The 17,973-nt window shown below is 66.0% G+C and carries 22 protein-coding genes and 1 pseudogene; 22 read left to right on the top strand and 1 reads right to left on the bottom strand.

Translation table 11 applies throughout. The annotated features are described in order from the left end of the window. The 22 genes and pseudogenes from ACE3UA_RS15005 to ACE3UA_RS14900 all read left to right on the top strand — a co-directional run. Positions 1-72: pseudogene (locus tag ACE3UA_RS15005) on the top strand (30S ribosomal protein S14); the annotation flags it as partial. 12 nt (positions 73-84) lie between these two features. Beyond that, positions 85-483 (top strand): 30S ribosomal protein S8, encoded by a 399-nt coding sequence (gene rpsH / locus ACE3UA_RS15000; RefSeq protein ID WP_374646502.1) that lies wholly within the window; start codon positions 85-87, stop codon positions 481-483. A 10-nt stretch (positions 484-493) separates the two neighbouring features. After that, positions 494-1,027: a 50S ribosomal protein L6 gene (gene rplF / locus ACE3UA_RS14995; protein ID WP_374646500.1), complete on the top strand. Its 534-nt coding sequence runs from the start codon at positions 494-496 to the stop codon at positions 1,025-1,027. An 11-nt stretch (positions 1,028-1,038) separates the two neighbouring features. Next, the gene (rplR, locus tag ACE3UA_RS14990; protein ID WP_374646508.1) at positions 1,039-1,398 is read left to right on the top strand and encodes a 50S ribosomal protein L18; all 360 of its coding nucleotides are present in this window, start codon (positions 1,039-1,041) and stop codon (positions 1,396-1,398) included. A gap of 109 nt (positions 1,399-1,507) precedes the next feature. Continuing rightward, positions 1,508-2,080, top strand: coding sequence for a 30S ribosomal protein S5 (gene rpsE / locus ACE3UA_RS14985; protein ID WP_197647117.1), 573 nt, complete (start codon positions 1,508-1,510; stop codon positions 2,078-2,080). A 2-nt stretch (positions 2,081-2,082) separates the two neighbouring features. Next, positions 2,083-2,298: a 50S ribosomal protein L30 gene (gene rpmD / locus ACE3UA_RS14980; RefSeq protein WP_374646498.1), complete on the top strand. Its 216-nt coding sequence runs from the start codon at positions 2,083-2,085 to the stop codon at positions 2,296-2,298. A gap of 565 nt (positions 2,299-2,863) precedes the next feature. Further along, positions 2,864-3,304, top strand: coding sequence for a GFA family protein (locus tag ACE3UA_RS14975; RefSeq protein WP_374646496.1), 441 nt, complete (start codon positions 2,864-2,866; stop codon positions 3,302-3,304). Between the two features lie 218 nt (positions 3,305-3,522). Beyond that, positions 3,523-4,002 (top strand): 50S ribosomal protein L15, encoded by a 480-nt coding sequence (gene rplO, locus ACE3UA_RS14970; protein ID WP_374646494.1) that lies wholly within the window; start codon positions 3,523-3,525, stop codon positions 4,000-4,002. A 130-nt stretch (positions 4,003-4,132) separates the two neighbouring features. Continuing rightward, positions 4,133-5,500, top strand: a complete 1,368-nt coding sequence (gene secY, locus ACE3UA_RS14965; RefSeq protein ID WP_374646492.1) for a preprotein translocase subunit SecY — start codon at positions 4,133-4,135, stop codon at positions 5,498-5,500. A 3-nt stretch (positions 5,501-5,503) separates the two neighbouring features. Further along, the gene (locus ACE3UA_RS14960; protein ID WP_374646490.1) at positions 5,504-6,154 is read left to right on the top strand and encodes an adenylate kinase; all 651 of its coding nucleotides are present in this window, start codon (positions 5,504-5,506) and stop codon (positions 6,152-6,154) included. 180 nt (positions 6,155-6,334) lie between these two features. Continuing rightward, complete coding sequence (rpsM, locus tag ACE3UA_RS14955) at positions 6,335-6,703, top strand: 30S ribosomal protein S13 (protein WP_197647124.1); 369 nt, start codon at positions 6,335-6,337, stop codon at positions 6,701-6,703. Positions 6,704-6,716: 13 nt separating this feature from the next. Further along, positions 6,717-7,112, top strand: a complete 396-nt coding sequence (rpsK, locus tag ACE3UA_RS14950; protein WP_197647125.1) for a 30S ribosomal protein S11 — start codon at positions 6,717-6,719, stop codon at positions 7,110-7,112. A gap of 122 nt (positions 7,113-7,234) precedes the next feature. Continuing rightward, positions 7,235-8,251: a DNA-directed RNA polymerase subunit alpha gene (locus tag ACE3UA_RS14945; protein WP_197647126.1), complete on the top strand. Its 1,017-nt coding sequence runs from the start codon at positions 7,235-7,237 to the stop codon at positions 8,249-8,251. A gap of 150 nt (positions 8,252-8,401) precedes the next feature. Continuing rightward, a complete protein-coding gene (rplQ, locus tag ACE3UA_RS14940) occupies positions 8,402-8,812 on the top strand; it encodes a 50S ribosomal protein L17 (RefSeq protein WP_197647127.1) in 411 nt (136 codons plus the stop codon). A gap of 189 nt (positions 8,813-9,001) precedes the next feature. Continuing rightward, positions 9,002-9,595 carry an autoinducer binding domain-containing protein gene (locus tag ACE3UA_RS14935; protein WP_374646486.1) on the top strand — a complete coding sequence of 198 codons (594 nt, stop codon included), beginning with the start codon at positions 9,002-9,004 and terminating at the stop codon, positions 9,593-9,595. A 51-nt stretch (positions 9,596-9,646) separates the two neighbouring features. Beyond that, positions 9,647-10,234, top strand: a complete 588-nt coding sequence (locus tag ACE3UA_RS14930) for an acyl-homoserine-lactone synthase (RefSeq protein ID WP_374646484.1) — start codon at positions 9,647-9,649, stop codon at positions 10,232-10,234. Between the two features lie 160 nt (positions 10,235-10,394). Further along, the gene (locus ACE3UA_RS14925; RefSeq protein ID WP_374646482.1) at positions 10,395-11,705 is read left to right on the top strand and encodes a replication-associated recombination protein A; all 1,311 of its coding nucleotides are present in this window, start codon (positions 10,395-10,397) and stop codon (positions 11,703-11,705) included. Between the two features lie 71 nt (positions 11,706-11,776). After that, positions 11,777-13,039: a glycosyltransferase family 4 protein gene (locus ACE3UA_RS14920; RefSeq protein ID WP_374646480.1), complete on the top strand. Its 1,263-nt coding sequence runs from the start codon at positions 11,777-11,779 to the stop codon at positions 13,037-13,039. Between the two features lie 144 nt (positions 13,040-13,183). Continuing rightward, positions 13,184-13,948, top strand: a complete 765-nt coding sequence (locus ACE3UA_RS14915; RefSeq protein WP_374646478.1) for an SDR family NAD(P)-dependent oxidoreductase — start codon at positions 13,184-13,186, stop codon at positions 13,946-13,948. Further along, positions 13,945-14,859: a 2-dehydro-3-deoxygalactonokinase gene (locus tag ACE3UA_RS14910; protein ID WP_374646476.1), complete on the top strand. Its 915-nt coding sequence runs from the start codon at positions 13,945-13,947 to the stop codon at positions 14,857-14,859. The genes ACE3UA_RS14915 and ACE3UA_RS14910 overlap by 4 nt, the downstream gene beginning before the upstream one ends. After that, positions 14,856-15,473: a 2-dehydro-3-deoxy-6-phosphogalactonate aldolase gene (locus ACE3UA_RS14905; protein WP_374646474.1), complete on the top strand. Its 618-nt coding sequence runs from the start codon at positions 14,856-14,858 to the stop codon at positions 15,471-15,473. The genes ACE3UA_RS14910 and ACE3UA_RS14905 overlap by 4 nt, the downstream gene beginning before the upstream one ends. Next, complete coding sequence (locus ACE3UA_RS14900) at positions 15,470-16,321, top strand: SMP-30/gluconolactonase/LRE family protein (RefSeq protein ID WP_374646472.1); 852 nt, start codon at positions 15,470-15,472, stop codon at positions 16,319-16,321. The genes ACE3UA_RS14905 and ACE3UA_RS14900 overlap by 4 nt, the downstream gene beginning before the upstream one ends. A 13-nt stretch (positions 16,322-16,334) precedes the next feature. On the opposite strand, the gene ACE3UA_RS14895 is transcribed toward ACE3UA_RS14900, so the two are convergent. Further along, complete coding sequence (locus ACE3UA_RS14895; RefSeq protein ID WP_374646470.1) at positions 16,335-17,945, bottom strand: alpha-glucosidase; 1,611 nt, start codon at positions 17,943-17,945, stop codon at positions 16,335-16,337. Positions 17,946-17,973 lie beyond the last annotated feature (28 nt).

Here is a 17,973-nt window from a genome sequence, read left to right as displayed (position 1 = left end):
CTCTCGCGCATCATGCTGCGTGACCTGGCCTCGTTCGGCCAGATCCCCGGCATGGTCAAGTCCAGCTGGTAAGGGAGGAATCAGATGTCCATGAACGATCCTCTCGGCGATATGCTGACCCGTATCCGCAACGCCCAGATGCGCGGCAAGTCCACTGTCGTGACCCCCGCATCCACGCTGCGCGCCCGTGTCCTGGAAGTGCTGCTGAACGAAGGCTACATCCGTGGCTTCGAGAAGGCCGACACTGCCAACAAGCAGGGCGAATTCACCATCAGCCTGAAGTACTACGAAGGCGAGCCCGTGATCCGCGAACTCAAGCGCGTCTCGAAGCCCGGCCGTCGCGTGTACATGGGTGTGAGCGAGCTTCCCTCGGTCCGCAACGGCCTGGGCGTCGCCATCGTCTCCACGCCCAAGGGCGTTCTGTCGGATGCAAATGCACGCGCTGCCAATGTCGGCGGCGAAGTGCTTTGCACCGTGTTCTGAGGAGGGTTCCATGTCTCGTATCGGCAAGAAACCCGTCACCCTGGTCAAAGGCACCTCCGCCTCGATCAGCGGCCAGACCATCGAAGTGAAGGGCCCGAAAGGGACCCGTTCCTTCACCGCGGGCGACGACGTCACCCTCACCATCGAAGGCGATGCGGTCAAGGTCGCGCCGCGCGGGCTCTCCAAGCGCGCTCGCGCGCAGTGGGGCATGACCCGTTCCATGATCGAGAACCTGGTGACTGGCGTCAGCACCGGCTTCAAGAAGGAAATGGAAATCCAGGGCGTCGGCTACCGTGCGGCGATGCAGGGCAATGTCCTGAAGCTGTCGGTCGGCCATTCGCATGACGTGAACTTCGAAGCGCCGAAGGGGGTGACCATCACCGTCCCGAAGCAGACCGAGATCATCGTCGAAGGCATCGACCAGCAACTCGTCGGCCAGGTGGCGGCGAACATCCGCGAGTGGAAGCAGCCCGAGCCCTACAAGGGCAAGGGGATCCGCTACAAGGGTGAATTCGTCTTCCGCAAGGAAGGCAAGAAGAAGTAAGGGTGGCGAAAATGGCTTTGAACAAGAGAGAGCTGTTCCTCAAGCGCCGCCTGCGCGTCCGGAACAAGATCAAGGCGACCGCGCATGGTCGTCTGCGCCTGTCGGTGCACCGTTCGTCGAAGAACATCAGCGTCCAGCTGATCGACGACGTGAAGGGTGTGACGATCGCGGCCGCCTCCACGCTGGAGAAAGACCTCGGCGTGGTCGGAAAGAACAACGTCGAGGCTTCGGCCAAGGTCGGCGCGGCGATTGCCGAGCGGGCGAAGAAGGCCGGCGTGGAAGAATGCTACTTCGACCGTGGCGGCTTCCTGTTCCATGGCAAGATCAAGGCGCTTGCCGATGCAGCCCGCGAAGGCGGTCTGAAGTTCTGATCCCGGCGGGCGGCAGCGATGCCGCCCCGATGATCCGGGCCCCGGACCAGATCCGGGGCACCAGGATCGGCTTTAACGGCGCCAAGCGCCACCACGAAGGAATTGCCATATGGCAGAACGTGAGAACCGCCGCGAGCGTCGTGACGACCGTCGCGACAACCGGCCGGAAGAAACCCCGGAATTCGCCGACCGTCTGGTCGCGATCAACCGCGTCTCGAAAACCGTCAAGGGTGGCAAGCGCTTCGGCTTTGCGGCTCTGGTGGTCGTCGGTGACCAGCGCGGCCGCGTCGGCTTTGGCAAGGGCAAGGCCAAGGAAGTGCCGGAAGCGATCCGCAAGGCGACCGAACAGGCCAAGCGTTCGATGATCCGCGTCGCGCTGAAGGACAGCCGCACCCTGCACCACGACATGGAAGGCCGCCACGGCGCCGGCAAGGTCGTGATGCGCACCGCCGTGGCCGGCACCGGCATCATCGCCGGCGGCCCGATGCGCGCCGTGTTCGAGATGCTGGGCGTCCAGGACGTCGTCGCCAAGTCGATCGGCAGCCAGAACCCCTACAACATGATCCGCGCCACCATCGACGGGCTGAAGCACGAGACTTCGCCCCGTTCGGTCGCGTCGCGCCGTGGCAAGAAGGTTGCGGAAATCCTCCGCAAGCCCGAAGCCGAAACCGTGGAGGCCTGAGCATGGCTGCCAAGAAAACCACCGAAGCGGCGAAGAAGACCATCGTCGTCAAGCAGGTCCGTTCCGCCGCCCGCCGCCCGGCCGTGCAGACCGCGACCCTGAAGGGCCTCGGCCTGAACAAGCTGAACCGCACCCGCGAGCTGGAGGATACCCCTTCCGTCCGCGGCATGGTGAACGCGATCAGCCACCTGGTCGTGATCGTCGAAGAGCGCGGCTGATCGCCGACTCGCATCGTAGGTCGGGCTTAAGACCGACCCTTTCCTGGACGCCCTCGCGGAAACGCGGGGGCGTTCTGACTTGGATGGACTGCAGGCATATGATAGCCCTCGTTAACCATTTCTTAAGGGGGCTTCGATGACCAAGAGGATTATCCTTGTCGTGTTTGCCTGTGCGAGCGCAATCAGCACTGCGGCGCAGGCCCACGGCGGAGGATGCCGCAAGAGTTCCCCTCCCGGACAATGCTGCCACATGGACAACTCGGAAGGCATGGTCCACTGCCACTAATCGAACACCTGGAGTTTTAGCGCGAACTCCTCGCACCAGATCATCCGGCACCACGTCCAGCGCCACGGCAATCGCCGTCTTCCCTCATCGGAAGACGCCTCCGCGCGGCCGGAGCTGCAGCACTCCCGTCCCTCGCCATCTTGCATGATGACCCGCCCGCCGCCCGGCAAGGGTCGTCTCTTTGTCCGGTATGCAGCTTCCGGGCCAAATGCTACGCTCCTCGCAGCGACTCAACCCGACCCCGGGAAGGGCAGGGGCCGCACACAGGGAGGAAGCACCATGACCACCCACTACGCCGGCGGCTGTAGCCACGTCCATGTCACTGCAACGGCCGAACCGATCGACAACCACGAATGCCATTGCAACGTCTGCAAGTCGGTGACGGGCCAGCACACCACCCATGTCGCCTTCTTCAACCACGGCGACATCCAGGTCGACCATCCCGAGAAGATCAAGCGCGTGCCCTTCAACAAGGACAATCCGGACGGCCCGCTGGAGATCTGCCTCTGCACCGATTGCGGCGCCGTCCTGATGCTCGATGACAAGCAGGGCCGTATCCGTGTGGCCGTGCCCAACGTCATGGGCTACGACGATGCCAAATTCCCCAAGGCCACCTACCACGCCTTCTGGGACGAGACGAAGGGTTATCCCGCCCCGCAGGATGGCCGCCCGGTCTATTCCGGCCTCCAGCCCAGCTTCGTCTGGCCGAAGGGCACCTGATCCGGCACTTTCCGGACGTTGACACCAGCCTGGCGGAAAATCCTAACCCCTTGGAACCGTTAGGCAAGGCGAGACTGTCACCGTGGACAGCCTCGCCCTTGCTTTTCGGGGTGGCGTGCTGTATCGCCCCCCGGTGGCCAGTTCCGGCCATGAGAATCAAGAAAAGCCGTGGCCGCCCCGTTCTCGCTTCGGGGGCGTTTCCGGCAAGGAGAAGCGACATGAAACTGCACGAACTCGCCGACAACGAAGGCGCGGCGAAGAAGAAGAAGCGCGTGGCGCGCGGCCCGGGCTCGGGCAAGGGCAAGACCGCCGGCCGGGGTATCAAGGGCCAGTCGTCCCGCTCGGGCGTGGCTCTGGGTGGCTACGAAGGCGGCCAGATGCCGCTGTATCGCCGCCTGCCGAAGCGCGGCTTCACCAAGCCGAACAAGCTGCACTATTCGGTGGTCAACCTGGGCCTGATCGAGAAGTTCATCGCCGCCGGCAAGCTGGACGCCAAGGCCGAGATCACCGAGGACGCGCTGGTCGCGGCTGGTGTCACCTCGAACAAGCGCGACGGCATCCGCGTGCTGGCCAAGGGCGAGCTGACCTCGAAGGTCAACCTCACCGTCACCGGCGCCTCGGCCTCGGCCGTGGAAGCGGTGGAAAAGGCCGGCGGCAAGGTCACGCTCCTGGCGCCCGTGGCGGCTGCGGCCGAATAAGGGCCCCGGGCGCGCAGGCGACCAAATAGGGATTGTGAGCGGCCCCGTGGTCGCTTACACCACACCAAGTTTTCCCGCGCCGCCGAACCGGAGAACGGTCCGGCGGCGCTTGGCTTGAAAGAGACCTGACATGGCATCTGCTGCAGAGCAAATGGCGGCGAACCTCAGCTGGGGCATGCTCGGCAAGGCGACCGACCTGCGCCAACGCATCTTCTTCACGGTCGGCCTTCTGATCGTCTACCGGCTGGGCACCTATATCCCCGTCCCCGGCATCGACGGCCAGGCGCTGCGCGAGTTCATGCAGCAGGCCGGCCAGGGAATCGGCGGCATGCTGAACCTGTTCACCGGCGGCGCGATCAGCCGGATGGGGATCTTCGCCCTGGGCATCATGCCCTATATCTCGGCCTCGATCATCGTGCAGCTTCTGGCCACGATGTACGGCCCCTGGCAGCAGCTCAAGAAAGAAGGCGAGCAGGGCCGCAAGAAGCTCAACCAGTACACCCGCTACGGCACCGTGGCGCTGGCGATCCTGCAGGGCTATGGCATCGCCATGTCGATCCAGGGCGGCGGCCTCGCGCATGAGCCGGGCTGGTTCTTCGTCGCCTCCTGCGTCATCACCCTGGTCGGCGGCACGATGTTCCTGATGTGGCTGGGCGAGCAGATCACCGCCCGCGGCATCGGCAACGGCATCAGCCTGATCATCTTCGTCGGCATCGTCGCCGAGATCCCCGCCGCGATCGCGCAGTTCTTGGCGCAGGGCCGGTCGGGTGCGATCTCGACCCCGGTGATCCTGGGCGTGATCGTGATGGTCGTCGCCGTGATCGCCTTCGTCGTCTTCATGGAGCGCGCGCTGCGCAAGATCTCGATCCTCTATCCGCGCCGTCAGGTCGGGATGAAGGTCTACGAGGGCGGCTCGTCGCACCTGCCGATCAAGGTCAACCCGGCCGGCGTGATTCCGGCGATTTTCGCCTCGTCGATCCTTTTGCTGCCGACCACGGTTTCCACCTTCTCGGGCGGCGGGACCAATCCGGTCATGTCCTGGCTTTCGGCGAACCTCGGTTACGGCCAGCCGCTGCACCTTGTGTTCCTGTCGGCGATGATCGTCTTCTTCACCTATTTCTATACGCTGAACGTCAGCTTCAAGGTCGACGAGGTCGCCGAGAACCTGAAGAACCAGAGCGCCTCCGTCCCCGGCATCCGTCCCGGCAAGAAGACCGAGGAATACCTGGAATATGTCGTCAACCGCATCCTCGTGCTTGGCGCGGGCTACCTGGCCGCCGTCTGCCTTCTGCCCGAGGTCCTGATCAGCCGCGTGGGTCTGCCCTTCTACTTCGGCGGCACCTCGGTGCTGATCGTGGTCTCGGTCACGATGGACACGATCCAGCAGGTCCAGTCGCATCTTCTGGCCCACCAATACGAGGCGCTGATCGAGAAGTCGCAGCTGCGCGGCCGCAAAAAGCCGGGCGCCAAGGCCGGCAAGCCCCCGGCGCGGCGCTGATCCATGGCGAACATCATTCTTCTCGGACCGCCCGGGGCGGGCAAGGGCACTCAGGCCAAGCGGCTGGAAGAGACGCGCGGCATGGTGCAGCTTTCGACGGGCGACATGCTGAAGGATGCGATCGCCAGGGGCACCGAGCTTGGCCGCCAGGTCGAGGGGATCATGGCCCGGGGCGAGCTGGTCACGGACGAGATCGTCATCGGCCTGATCGAGGACCGGATGAATGACGGCGCCGGGGGAGGCTTCATCTTCGACGGCTTCCCGCGCACGCTGAAACAGGCCGATGCCCTGGCCGGGCTGATGACCCGGATGGGCTCGACGCTGGACCGGGTGATCGAGATGCAGGTCGATGATGCGGCCCTGGTCGCGCGGATCACCGGCCGTTTCACCTGCGGCAATTGCGGCGCGGTCTATCATGACGTGACCCGGCCGACGAAGGTTGCGGGAGTCTGCGATGTCTGCGGCTCGACCGACCTGAGGCGGCGGGCCGACGACAATGCGGACACGCTGAAGACCCGGCTGATGGAATATTACAAGAAGACCTCGCCGCTGATCGGCTATTACTATGCCAAGGGGCAGCTTTCCGCCGTCGATGGCCTGGCCGAGGTGGATGCGGTCGCCGATGCCATCGCATCGGTTCTTGACAAGGGCTGAGAAACTTGCCCGGCGGCCTTGACGGCCCCGGCAAAAGCCCCTAATGCACGGCGTCCCGCGGTGGAATCGCCTTGCGGGCCTTCCATTATGGAAGTTCGTATCGCCGGGTGAACAGCCCGTGCGGTGTTGTGAAAAAAGGTTCTGGCACTACGGAACCGCAACCGAAGAAGGACGACACGTTTGGCACGTATTGCTGGCGTCAACATTCCGACCGCGAAACGGGTTCCGATCGCGCTCACCTACATCACCGGGATCGGCCCGCAGACCGCCGAAACCATCTGCGAGGCGCTGAACATCGACCGCGCCCGCCGCGTGAACCAGCTGACCGACGCCGAGGTTCTGGCGATCCGCGAATACATCGACGCCAACCTGACCGTCGAAGGCGACCTGCGCCGCGAAGTCACGATGAACATCAAGCGTCTGATGGACCTGGGCTGCTACCGTGGCCTGCGTCACCGCAAGGGCCTGCCGGTCCGCGGCCAGCGCACCCATACCAACGCCCGCACCCGCAAAGGCCCCGCGAAGGCCATTGCCGGCAAGAAGAAATAAGGGGGTCTGACCAATGGCACGTGACACCAAGACCGCCCGCACCAAGAAAAAAGAACGCAAGAACATCGCCGCCGGCGTGGCGCATGTGAACTCGTCGTTCAACAACACCAAGATCCTGATCTCGGACGTCCAGGGCAACGCGATCTCGTGGTCGTCCTCGGGCACCATGGGCTTCAAGGGTTCGCGCAAGTCGACCCCCTATGCCGCCCAGATGGCCGCGGAAGATGCCGGCAAGAAGGCGCAGGAACATGGCGTCCGCACGCTGGAAGTCGAAGTGCAGGGCCCCGGCTCGGGCCGTGAATCGGCTCTGCGCGCGCTGGCTGCGGTGGGCTTCCAGATCACCTCGATCCGCGACGTGACCCCGCTGGCGCACAACGGCTGCCGCCCGCCGAAGCGTCGCCGCGTCTAAGGCATTGATTTCCGCCGGGCCGTGGGGAGCTGTCTCCCTGCGGCCCGGTTTTCGTCGTTTACGATCCTCGGGCGTCCGCCGGCTTTCGGACATCGGCAGCGGACAAGAATAGGGGCTTCAGAATGATCCACAAGAACTGGCAGGAACTCATCAAGCCGACGCAGCTGGTCGTTAAGCCGGGGGCCGATGCCGCCCGCGTCGCGACGGTGATCGCCGAGCCCTTGGAGCGTGGCTTCGGCCTGACGCTGGGCAACGCGCTGCGCCGCGTGCTGATGTCTTCGCTGCAAGGGGGCGCGATCACCTCCGTCCAGATCGACAACGTGCTGCACGAGTTCTCCTCGGTGGCCGGTGTGCGCGAGGACGTGACCGATATCGTCCTGAACCTGAAGGGCGTCAGCCTGAAGATGGAAGTCGAGGGGCCGAAGCGCCTGTCGATCTCGGCCAAGGGGCCGGGCGTGGTGACCGCGGGCGACATCTCGGAATCCAACGGCATCGAGGTCCTGAACAAGGACCATGTGATCTGCCACCTGGACGAAGGCGCGGACGTGTTCATGGAACTGACCGTGAACACCGGCAAGGGCTATGTCTCGGCCGACAAGAACCGCCCCGAGGATGCGCCGATCGGCCTGATCCCGATCGACGCAATCTATTCGCCGGTGAAGAAGGTGTCTTACGAAGTCACCCCGACCCGCGAGGGCCAGGTGCTGGACTATGACAAGCTGACGATGAAGGTCGAGACCGACGGCTCCCTGACCCCGGACGACGCCGTGGCCTATGCCGCGCGGATCCTGCAGGACCAGCTGTCGATCTTCGTCAACTTCGAGGAGCCCGAATCCGCCAAGGCCGGCGAGATCGACTCGGGCCTCGAGTTCAACCCGCTGCTGCTGAAGAAGGTCGACGAGCTGGAGCTTTCGGTCCGCTCGGCCAACTGCCTGAAGAACGACAACATCGTCTATATCGGCGACCTGATCCAGAAGACCGAGGCGGAAATGCTCCGCACCCCGAACTTCGGCCGCAAGTCGCTGAACGAGATCAAGGAAGTGCTTTCGGGCATGGGCCTGCATCTTGGGATGGATGTCGAGGATTGGCCGCCGGAGAACATCGAGGACCTCGCCAAGCGGTTCGAGGACCAGTTCTAAGAGTCGGTCTGAAGCCCGGCCTACGTAGGCCGGGCTTCAGACCGGCGTCGAAATGCCCGGCCATCCGGGGAACCCTGGGCAATCCCGCCCCAACGACGCCGGTCCAACGCAGGCCGGCAACACAAAGCAAAACGACGTCAGGAGACCATCATGCGTCACGCCCGCGGCTACCGCCGCCTGAACCGTACCCACGAACACCGCAAGGCGCTGTTCGCCAACATGACCGGCTCGCTGATCGAGCACGAGCAGATCAAGACCACCCTGCCCAAGGCCAAGGAACTGCGCCCGATCATCGAGAAGCTGATCACGCTGGCCAAGCGCGGCGACCTCCACGCCCGCCGTCAGGCAGCGGCCCAGCTGAAGCAGGACCAGTATGTCGAGCGCCTGTTCGCCATCCTCGGCCCGCGCTACAAGGACCGCCAGGGCGGTTACGTCCGCATCCTGAAGGCCGGTTTCCGCTATGGCGACATGGCCCCGATGGCGATCATCGAGTTCGTGGACCGCGACACCTCGGCCAAGGGCGCTGCCGATCGCGCGCGTGAGGAAGCCGCCGAAGGCTGATCCGACGGCACGGCATATGCCAAAGTCAGCAGGCCCGCCGGTCCGGCGGGCCTTTGCCATTTTGGCACCATCGCCCAACCATTTGCAGGGATTGACAGAAGTTACTTGAACTTGGCTGCCGGGGCATCAAGATCAATCTCAAGTAGAATCGCCGGAAGACGCCCCATCTCGATGTCACAGGTAAAGCGGTTGGCTGAACTGTATGAAGAGTTGAACAAGCTGGCACCCGACGGGTATGCGGTCGGTCTGCACATCCGTTTTGCCACGCCCCTTGTGTATCACAGCCGCTATCCCGCCAAATGGGTCGAATACTACAACAACAACTCCTTCTATCTGCGTGATCCCCTGGTGTTCTGGGGAATAGGCACGACGGGCACCAGCCGGTGGAGTGATATCCCGCTGCCCGATCCTTTCGGCCTGCTGAAGAAGGCCGCCACCTATGGCATGAAATATGGTGCGGTGTCTTCCTACGGCCCGATAACCTCACGCTCGATGGCAGGGATCACCTCCTCGACCCGTGAGTTCACCGTGGAGGAGATGGAGGTCCTTGCCGATATCACCGCGCGTCTGCACATCGCGGCGAAACCTCCGTCGGAACTGACCAAAGCACAGATCGAGGCGTTGCAATGCATCGCAAATGGGGACCGTCACTCTGCTGCCGCAGCCAAACTGGGTATTTCGGAAAGCGCGCTCAAGGCGCGGCTCAACTCGGCGCGTATCCGGCTTGAGGCGCGCACCACCTCCGAAGCGGTGAGAAAGGCGCGAGAGTATCGCATGCTCTAGGCGCCCACGGTTTCCCTCTGACAGGTTCCACGAGCCCAGAAGGAGACGACCATGGAAGTCACTACGCTTTCCTACGAAAACCTGCACAACCACGGCGAGTTGTTCGCCAACATGTTTCGCGCAAGGCACCGCGCTTTCATCCAGCAGAACAAGTGGGACCTGCCCCAGGCGAACGGGATGGAGTTCGACCAGTACGATACCCCGGCAAGCCGCTGGCTGGCCGTGCATGACAACGGCGAGGTGCTGGCGGGCATCCGCCTGACCCCCACGACCCACCGCTGCGGGATCTATTCCTACATGATCCGCGACGCGCAACTGGGCTTGCTGGAAAGCATTCCGTCCAATCTCCTCGACATGCCGGCGCCGGTGGCCCCGCATATCTGGGAATCCAGCCGCGTCTTCGTCTCGGAATCGGTGCCGGCCAGCCTGCGCCTGCGGGTGCAGCTGCAGCTCCGCCAGGAGATGGTGGCGGCCGCGCGCGACCTGGGCGCCTCGATGGTGCTGGGGCTGATTCCCGAAGCCTCGCGCAGGATCGGCCGCCGGGTGGGGCTGGAATGTGAACCGGCCGGCCCGATCCTGAACTTCGATGGCCTGGACTGCGTCTGCGTGACGATCAGCATGGCGGCCAAGCTGCACTAGGCTGATGCGGGGGGACGATCCCGGGGCTGCCATGTCAACCGGGGGACCCGATCCTCGCCGGGTTATCGGGGCGCGCCGCGCGCACCGCGGCCCGGGGCCTGTTCGGCCCTGGGCCATAACGCCGCTTTTCCTTGGCTGCCAGCTTGCCTAGATTGCGGCCATGGCCGATCTGTTCGACACGCCCCACCCTGCAAAAGACAGCGGCCCGCGCCCCCTGGCCGACCGGCTGCGGCCGAAGTCGCTGGCCGAGGTGATCGGGCAGGAAAAGATCCTCTCGCGCGAGGGACCGCTTGGCGCGATGCTGGCGGCGGGATCGCTGTCCTCGCTGGTGCTCTGGGGACCGCCGGGGGTGGGCAAGACCACCATCGCGCGCCTGCTCGCGGCCGAGACCGACCTGCATTTCGTCCAGATCAGCGCGATCTTCACCGGCGTGCCCGAGTTGCGCAAGGTGTTCGAGGCGGCGCGGCTGCGGCGGCAGAACGGGCAGGGGACGCTGCTCTTCGTCGACGAGATCCACCGTTTCAACAAGGCGCAGCAGGACGGCTTCCTGCCGCATATGGAGGACGGGACGATCCTCCTGGTCGGGGCGACCACCGAGAACCCCAGTTTCGAGTTGAACGCAGCACTTCTGTCGCGCGCCCAGGTCATCGTGCTGGAGCGGCTGTCGCTTGCCGATCTGGAGCGCCTGGCGCAGCGGGCCGAGAAAGAGCTTGGCCGCGCCCTGCCGCTGAAGGGCGAGGCGCGCGAGGCGATGCTGGAGATGGCGGACGGCGACGGCCGGGCGCTGTTGAACCTGATCGAGCAGGTCGCGGCCTGGAAGGTCGAAGGCACGCTCTCCCGCGACCAGCTGGCGCAGCGCCTGATGCGGCGGGCGGCGAAATACGACAAGTCCGGGGACGAGCATTACAACCTGATCAGCGCCCTGCACAAATCCATCCGGGGATCCGACCCGGACGCCGCCCTGTACTGGTTCGCCCGGATGCTGGAGGGCGGCGAGGACCCCCGCTTCCTCGCCCGCCGCCTGACCCGCATGGCGGTCGAGGACATCGGCCTGGCCGACCCCCAGGCCGAGGCCGTGTGTCTGGACGGCTGGCAGACCTATGAGCGCCTGGGCAGCCCCGAGGGCGAGCTTGCGCTGGCGCAGGCCGTGGTCTACCTCGCCCTCGCGCCCAAGTCGAATGCCGTCTACACCGCCTACAAGGCCGCCCGCGCGGCGGCGCGCGAGACCGGCAGCCTGATGCCGCCCAAGCATATCCTGAACGCCCCCACCCGGATGATGAAGGAGCACGGCTATGGCGCGGGCTATGCCTATGACCACGATGCCGAGGACGGCTTTTCGGGGCAGAACTACTTTCCCGAGGGTATGAAGCGCCCGGTCTGGTATCTGCCCCCCGAACGCGGCTTCGAGCGCGAGTTGAAGAAACGCGCCGAATATTTTGCAAAGCTCAGGGCAAAGCGGCAAGAGGGATAGAGGGTTCGGCCACTTGACCCGCTGCGGGAAGTGGACGACCCTCGCTCCCGTCCGGTCTGGTGAGTGAGAGCATGAAGATTCTGCTTGTTGCGCAGAATGCATCTTCCCGTTTCGGCGGAGAAGCGTTCCTGCCTCTCAAATACTTCCAGCTTCTGCGTCAGCGCGGCCATGAGGTGCGCCTGATCGCACATCAGAGAAACCGGGACGATCTGCAGGAAACCCTCGGCGATGAAATCCGGTTCGTGGATTTCATTCCCGACACCGGATGGCACCGGGCAATCTGGCGAATTGGGCAGCACCTGCCCGCGCGGGGATTCAAGCCGATTGTCGAAATCGCCATGGGATTTGTGAATGAACATTTCCAGAAGCGCCTCATCCGTTCGCTTGTCGCAGAGGGAAAGGCGGACATAATCCACCAGCCGATTCCGGTTTCTCCGCGCGCGCCGTCCGCGATATACGGTTTCGGCATTCCGGTCGTGATCGGCCCGATGAACGGAAACATGAGCTTCCCGGACGGATACGAGGATTACCAGCCGTCCTGGGAACGCCGGATGATCGGGTTCAGCCGCCTGTTCGCCGGTCTGGCAAACCGGATCATTCCGGGAAAGACGCGCGCCGCGGCGCTTCTGGTTGCCAATGAGCGGACCAGAAAGGGATTGCCCGTCGCGAACCATCCCAGGGTGATCAGTCTGGTCGAGAACGGGGTCGATTTCTCGGTCTGGAAAGGGGCCTTGCGGCGGCCGGAAGGCGACAATGCCTTCCGCCTGGTCTTCGTGGGGCGCCTGGTCGGGTTGAAGGCGGTGGACCTGACCCTGGAAGCGGTGGCGCTGACCCGGAAATCCGGGGTCGATCTGCGCCTGGATATCCTGGGCGACGGACCCGAGACAGAACGGCTTCAAGCCCTTGCGAAGGCCTTGGATCTGCAGGATGTCGTGACCTTTCACGGGTTCCTGCCGCAATCCGAATGTGCCGCGAAGATGGCGCGGGCCGATGCCCTGGTCCTCAATTCCCTGCGCGAATGCGGAGGGGCGGTCGTGCTGGAGGCGATGGGTCTCGGGCTTCCGGTCATTGCCGCGGATTGGGGCGGCCCGGCCGATTATCTCGACCCCTCCTGCGGGATTCTGGTGTCTCCGGTGCCCCGGTCGACCTTCGTGCCAAGGCTGGCCGAAGCGATGCAGCGCCTGGCAAACGACCCAGGGCTTGCCGGGCGAATGGGCGCGCTCGGGGCGGCGAAGGTCCGGGCCGAATACGACTGGGAGAAGAAGATCGACCAGATGCTGCAGATCTACCGGGACCAGCTCGAACCGGCATCCGGGGCGGGGCGCGCGCAGTAAGGCCGGTCCGCTGGCCGGGGCAGGGCGGTGCATGGGAACCCTCGCCCGGATTCCGGGTTCTTCTTGACGCTGGCTGGCCAAGGGGTGATGACTGCCGATGCCGGTAGCCCGGCCCGTCGACCGGGCCGCCCGAGGACGAAAGCGATGACCGATCCCGTCTTTCCCGATCTGAAGCACCAGTCCGTCTTCATCACCGGCGGCGGGTCGGGCATCGGCGCGGCGCTGACCGAGGCCTTCCTGCGGCAAGGGGCGAAGGTCGCCTTCTGCCAGCGGTCCGATGCGACGCCCTTCTGCGACGCGATGGAGAAGGCCACCGGCAACCGCCCGCTGTTCCTGCCCTGCGACATCGCACAGACCGCGCAGCTGCAACAGACGCTCGCCACCGCCGCGCAGGTCCATGGCCCGGTCACGGTGCTGGTGAACAACGCCGCGAACGACCAGCGGCACGAGACGCTGAAGACCGATCAGGCCTTCTGGGACTGGTCGATGGCGGTCAACCTGCGGTCCTATTTCTTTGCCTGTCAGGCCGTCCTTCCGGGGATGAAGACGGCGGGCGGGGGCAGCATCGTCAACTTCTCCTCGATCAGCTTCATGATGGCCGACAAGGGCTATGCCGCCTATATCACCGCCAATGCCGGGATCGTCGGCCTGACCCGGACGCTGGCGCGCGAGTTCGGGCCGGACCGCATCCGCGTCAACGCGATCGCGCCCGGCTGGGTGATGACCGAACGGCAGAAGGAACACTGGGTCACGCCCGAGGGGCTGGCTGCGCATCTGTCGCGGCAATGCCTGCCCGACCCGATCCAGCCCGGGGATATGGCCGGGGCGGTGCTCTTCCTCGCCTCGAACGCCTCGCGCATGATGACCTCGCAGACGCTGATCCTTGACGGGGGGTATATTTCCGCATGACCGGACCGTTCCAACCCGCCTGGATTGCCGTCGACTGGGGGACCTCGAACCTGCGCGCCTGGGCGATGGCGGCGGATGGCTGCGTCCTGGCCGAGGCCGGCTCGGACGAGGGGATGGGTCGCCTGACGCCGGGCGAGTTCGAGCCCGCGCTTCTGCGCCTGGTCTCGCCCTGGCTGGAGGGACGGCCGCCGGTCATCGCCTGCGGCATGGTCGGTGCCCGCCAGGGCTGGTGCGAGGCCCCCTATCGCAAGGTGCCCTGCGCGCCCCTCGACCCCGCGGCGATGATCCTGGCCCCGACGACCGATCCCCGCCTGCAGGTCTCCATCGCGCCGGGGCTGATGCAGGCCCAGCCCGCCGACGTGATGCGCGGCGAGGAGACCCAGATCGCCGGGGCGTTGCGGCTGATGCCGGATTATGACGGCGTGATCTGCCTGCCCGGCACCCATTCCAAATGGGCCCATGTCAGCGCGGGCGAGGTGGTCAGCTTCCAGACCTTCATGACCGGCGAGATGTTCGCGCTCCTCTCCGAAGCTTCGGTCCTGCGCCACGGAATGCAGGGCGGCGGCTGGGATGAGGAGGCCTTCGACCGCTCGGTCTCGGATGCGCTGTCCCGCCCGGAACGGCTTGCGGCGCGGCTCTTCTCGCTGCGGGCCGAGGGGCTGGTGGCCGAACTTGCGCCGGGCACCGCGCGGGCCAGGCTCTCGGGCCTTCTGATCGGGGCCGAGCTGGCCGCCGCCCGGCCCTACTGGCTGGGCCAGCGCGTCACCCTGATCGGCTCTGCCGCGCTGGCCGCCGCCTATGCCCGCGCCCTGGCCGTGCAGGGGGTGGAGGCCGCCCATCTCGCCGCCGCCGATTGCACGCTTGCGGGCCTGGCCGCGCTTGCCCCCCGGACCGAGGCCCCCTCGCCATGACCCACCCCACGACCCACCGCAACCTCATCGCCATCCTGCGCGGCATCACCCCGGCCGAGGCCCCCGCCGCCGCACGGGCGCTGGCAAGGGCCGGGATCACCCGGATCGAGGTCCCGCTGAACTCGCCCGATCCCTTCGCCTCGATCGCCGCCATGGTCGCCGCCACCGAGGATACCGAGATCGGCGCCGGCACCGTCCTGACGATCGACGAGGTCTCGCAGGTGAAGGCCGCGGGCGGCAGCCTGGTCGTCTCGCCGAACTGCGACCCCGAGGTGATCCGGGCCACCCGCGCGCTTGGCATGGCAAGCTGGCCCGGCGTGATGACCCCCACCGAATGTTTCGCGGCGATCCGGGCCGGGGCCACGGGGCTCAAGCTCTTCCCCGGCAGCCTGATCGGCCCCGAGGGGCTGAAGGCGCTGCGCGCGGTCCTGCCGAAGGACCTGCCGGTCTATGCCGTCGGCGGTGCGGGACCGGCGAACTTCGCCGACTGGGCCCGCGCCGGGGCGGACGGTTTCGGCATCGGCACCGCGCTTTACACTCCCGGCCTTTCGACCGCGGAAATCGCCGGCCGCGCCGCGACGATCGTGGCCGCCTTCGACGCGGTATTCGCATGATCTACGATGCGCGTCCCTGCGAACTTGGAGAAGGCGCGCTCTGGCATCCCTTGCGCGAAGAGCTGTTCTGGTTCGACATCCTGAACCGGACGCTGCATTCCCGGGCGCAAAGCTGGAGCTTCCCCGAGCTGGTCTCGGCCGCAGGCTGGGTCGGGCGGGACGAACTCCTGATCGCCTCGGAGACCGGCCTGTTCCGCTTTCACCTCGACAGCGGCGCGCGCAGCCCGGTCGCGGCGGCGGGCACGGCCGCGACCCGCTCGAACGACGGGCGTGCGGACCGGCAGGGCGGCTTCTGGTTCGGCACCATGGGCCGGAAGGCAGAAAAGGGCGCAGGCGCGGTCTGGCGCTGGCGGGACGGCGAATTGCGCCAGCTGTTCAAGGGGATCTCCATTCCCAATTCGATCTGCTTCACCCCGGACGGCAGGGTGGCGCATTTCTCGGACACCGCCACCGGCCAGGTGATGAAGGTGGCGCTGGACGCGGCGGGCTGGCCGCAGGGCACGCCCGAGGCCTGGCTCGACCTCGACCGCGCGGGCCTGAATCCCGACGGGGCGGTGATCGACGCCGAAGGACGGTTCTGGAACGCGCAATGGGGCGCCGGCCGCGTCGCCTGCTATACCCCGGACGGCCGCTTCCTGCAGGCGGTGGAAACGCCGGACGCCACGCAATCCTCCTGCCCGGCCTTCGGCGGCCCCGACCTTTCCACGCTTTTCGTCACCACGGCGCTGGAGAACATGAGCGCCGAGGCGCGGGCAAGGCATCCGGCCTCGGGCCAGGTCTTCGCCTTTCCCGCGGTCGCCAGGGGCCTGGCCGAGCCCCAGGTCCTGATGCCCCCGAAGGACGGATAACCCTGCGCCCGCCTCAATCCTTGACCGAGACCTCGCCGGTCACCGGCAGGAAGGCCGCGGCATTGGGGCCGAGGGTCAGCCGGTCGCCCTCCAGCACCGCGTTGAACGAGACCGGATCCAGGCGGTCCGCGCCCGCCACCGTCACCGACAGCGCCACCGGCGACAGGTTGAACAGGCACAGAAGCGCGGCCTCGCCCTCGCCGCGGAGGAAGCCCAGCACCGGGTCATGCAGGTCGAGGAACCGGGTCCGCCCGGTCCGCAGCACCGGCGTCGCCCGGCGAAAGGCCAGCATCGCCCGGTAATGCTCCAGCACCGAGCCCGGCACTCCCGCCTGGCCCGCGACATGCCGCGCCGCCTGCTCCGCCTTGACCGGCAGCCAGGGCTTGCCGGTCGTGAACCCGGCCTGCGGCGAGCCGTCCCAGACCATCGGCGTGCGGGTGTTGTCGCGGCCGATCGGCTCGGGCCAGAAGGCGATGCCCTGCGGGTCGGTCAACTCCTCCAGGTCAAGCGGCGTATCGGTCTGGCCCAGTTCCTCGCCCTGCCAGAGACAGATCGACCCCTCGAAGGACAGAAGCAGCGACCCGGCCTGCTTGGCCAGGCAATCCAGCGTGTCGCCATATCCGGCCCAGCGGCTGACATGGCGCGGCACGTCGTGGTTGGAAAAGGCCCACATCGGCCAGCCGCGCGCGGCCCCGGCGAAGAACTCGGCCAGCTTGGCGCGGAAACAGGCGGGGGAATAGTCGTTGCCCATCATCTCGAAGCTGTAGCACTGGTGCAGCCGGCCGGGCGCGGTGTATTCGTTCATCATCCGGATCGCATGGTGGCTCTCGCCCATCTCGCCCACCGAGATCGCGCCGTATTCGTCCAGCACCCCGCGCACCCTTTCCAGCCAGGGCAGGGTCTCGGGCTGGTTCTTGTCGAACAGGTGGTACTGCATCCCGTAGGGGTTGGCCTCGGTCTCGGGCTTGATGCGGTAGTCCGAGGGATTGTCGCGGAATTTCGCGTCGTGGAAGAAATAGTTGACCGTGTCGAAGCGGAAGCCGTCCACCCCCCGGTCCAGCCAGAAGCGCAGGGTCTCCAGCGCCCAGTCCTGGACCTCGGGGTTGTGGAAGTTCAGGTCCGGCTGGCTGGCCAGGAAGTTGTGCAGGTAATACTGCTTGCGCCGCGCATCCCAGGCCCAGGCGGTGCCGCCGAAGACCGACAGCCAGTTCGAGGGCGGGCCGCCGTCGTGGCGGGCATCGGCCCAGACATACCAGTCGGCCTTGGGGTTCAGCCGGTTCTGGCGGCTTTCCACGAAGGCCGGGTGCCGGTCCGACGTATGGCTCAGGACCTGGTCGATGATGACCTTCAGCCCCAGCTCATGCGCCCTTGCGATCAGCCGGTCGAAATCCTCCAGCCGGCCGAAGACCGGATCGACGTCGCGGTAATCGCTGACGTCATAGCCCATGTCCTTCATCGGGCTGCGGAAGAAGGGCGAGAGCCAGACCGCATCGACCCCGAGCCCCGCCAGATGGTCAAGCCTGCGGGTGATGCCGGGCAGGTCGCCCACCCCGTCGCCATTGCTGTCCTGGAACGACCGGGGATAGACCTGATAGGTCACCGCGCCACGCCACCATTCCTGCATTCCCGCCTCCATCCCGCGCAAGCGCAGG

The sequence above is a fragment of the Tabrizicola sp. genome (assembly GCF_041919135.1).
Taxonomy (GTDB): Bacteria; Pseudomonadota; Alphaproteobacteria; order Rhodobacterales; family Rhodobacteraceae; genus Tabrizicola.
This window is presented reverse-complemented; position numbering and strand designations above follow the sequence as displayed.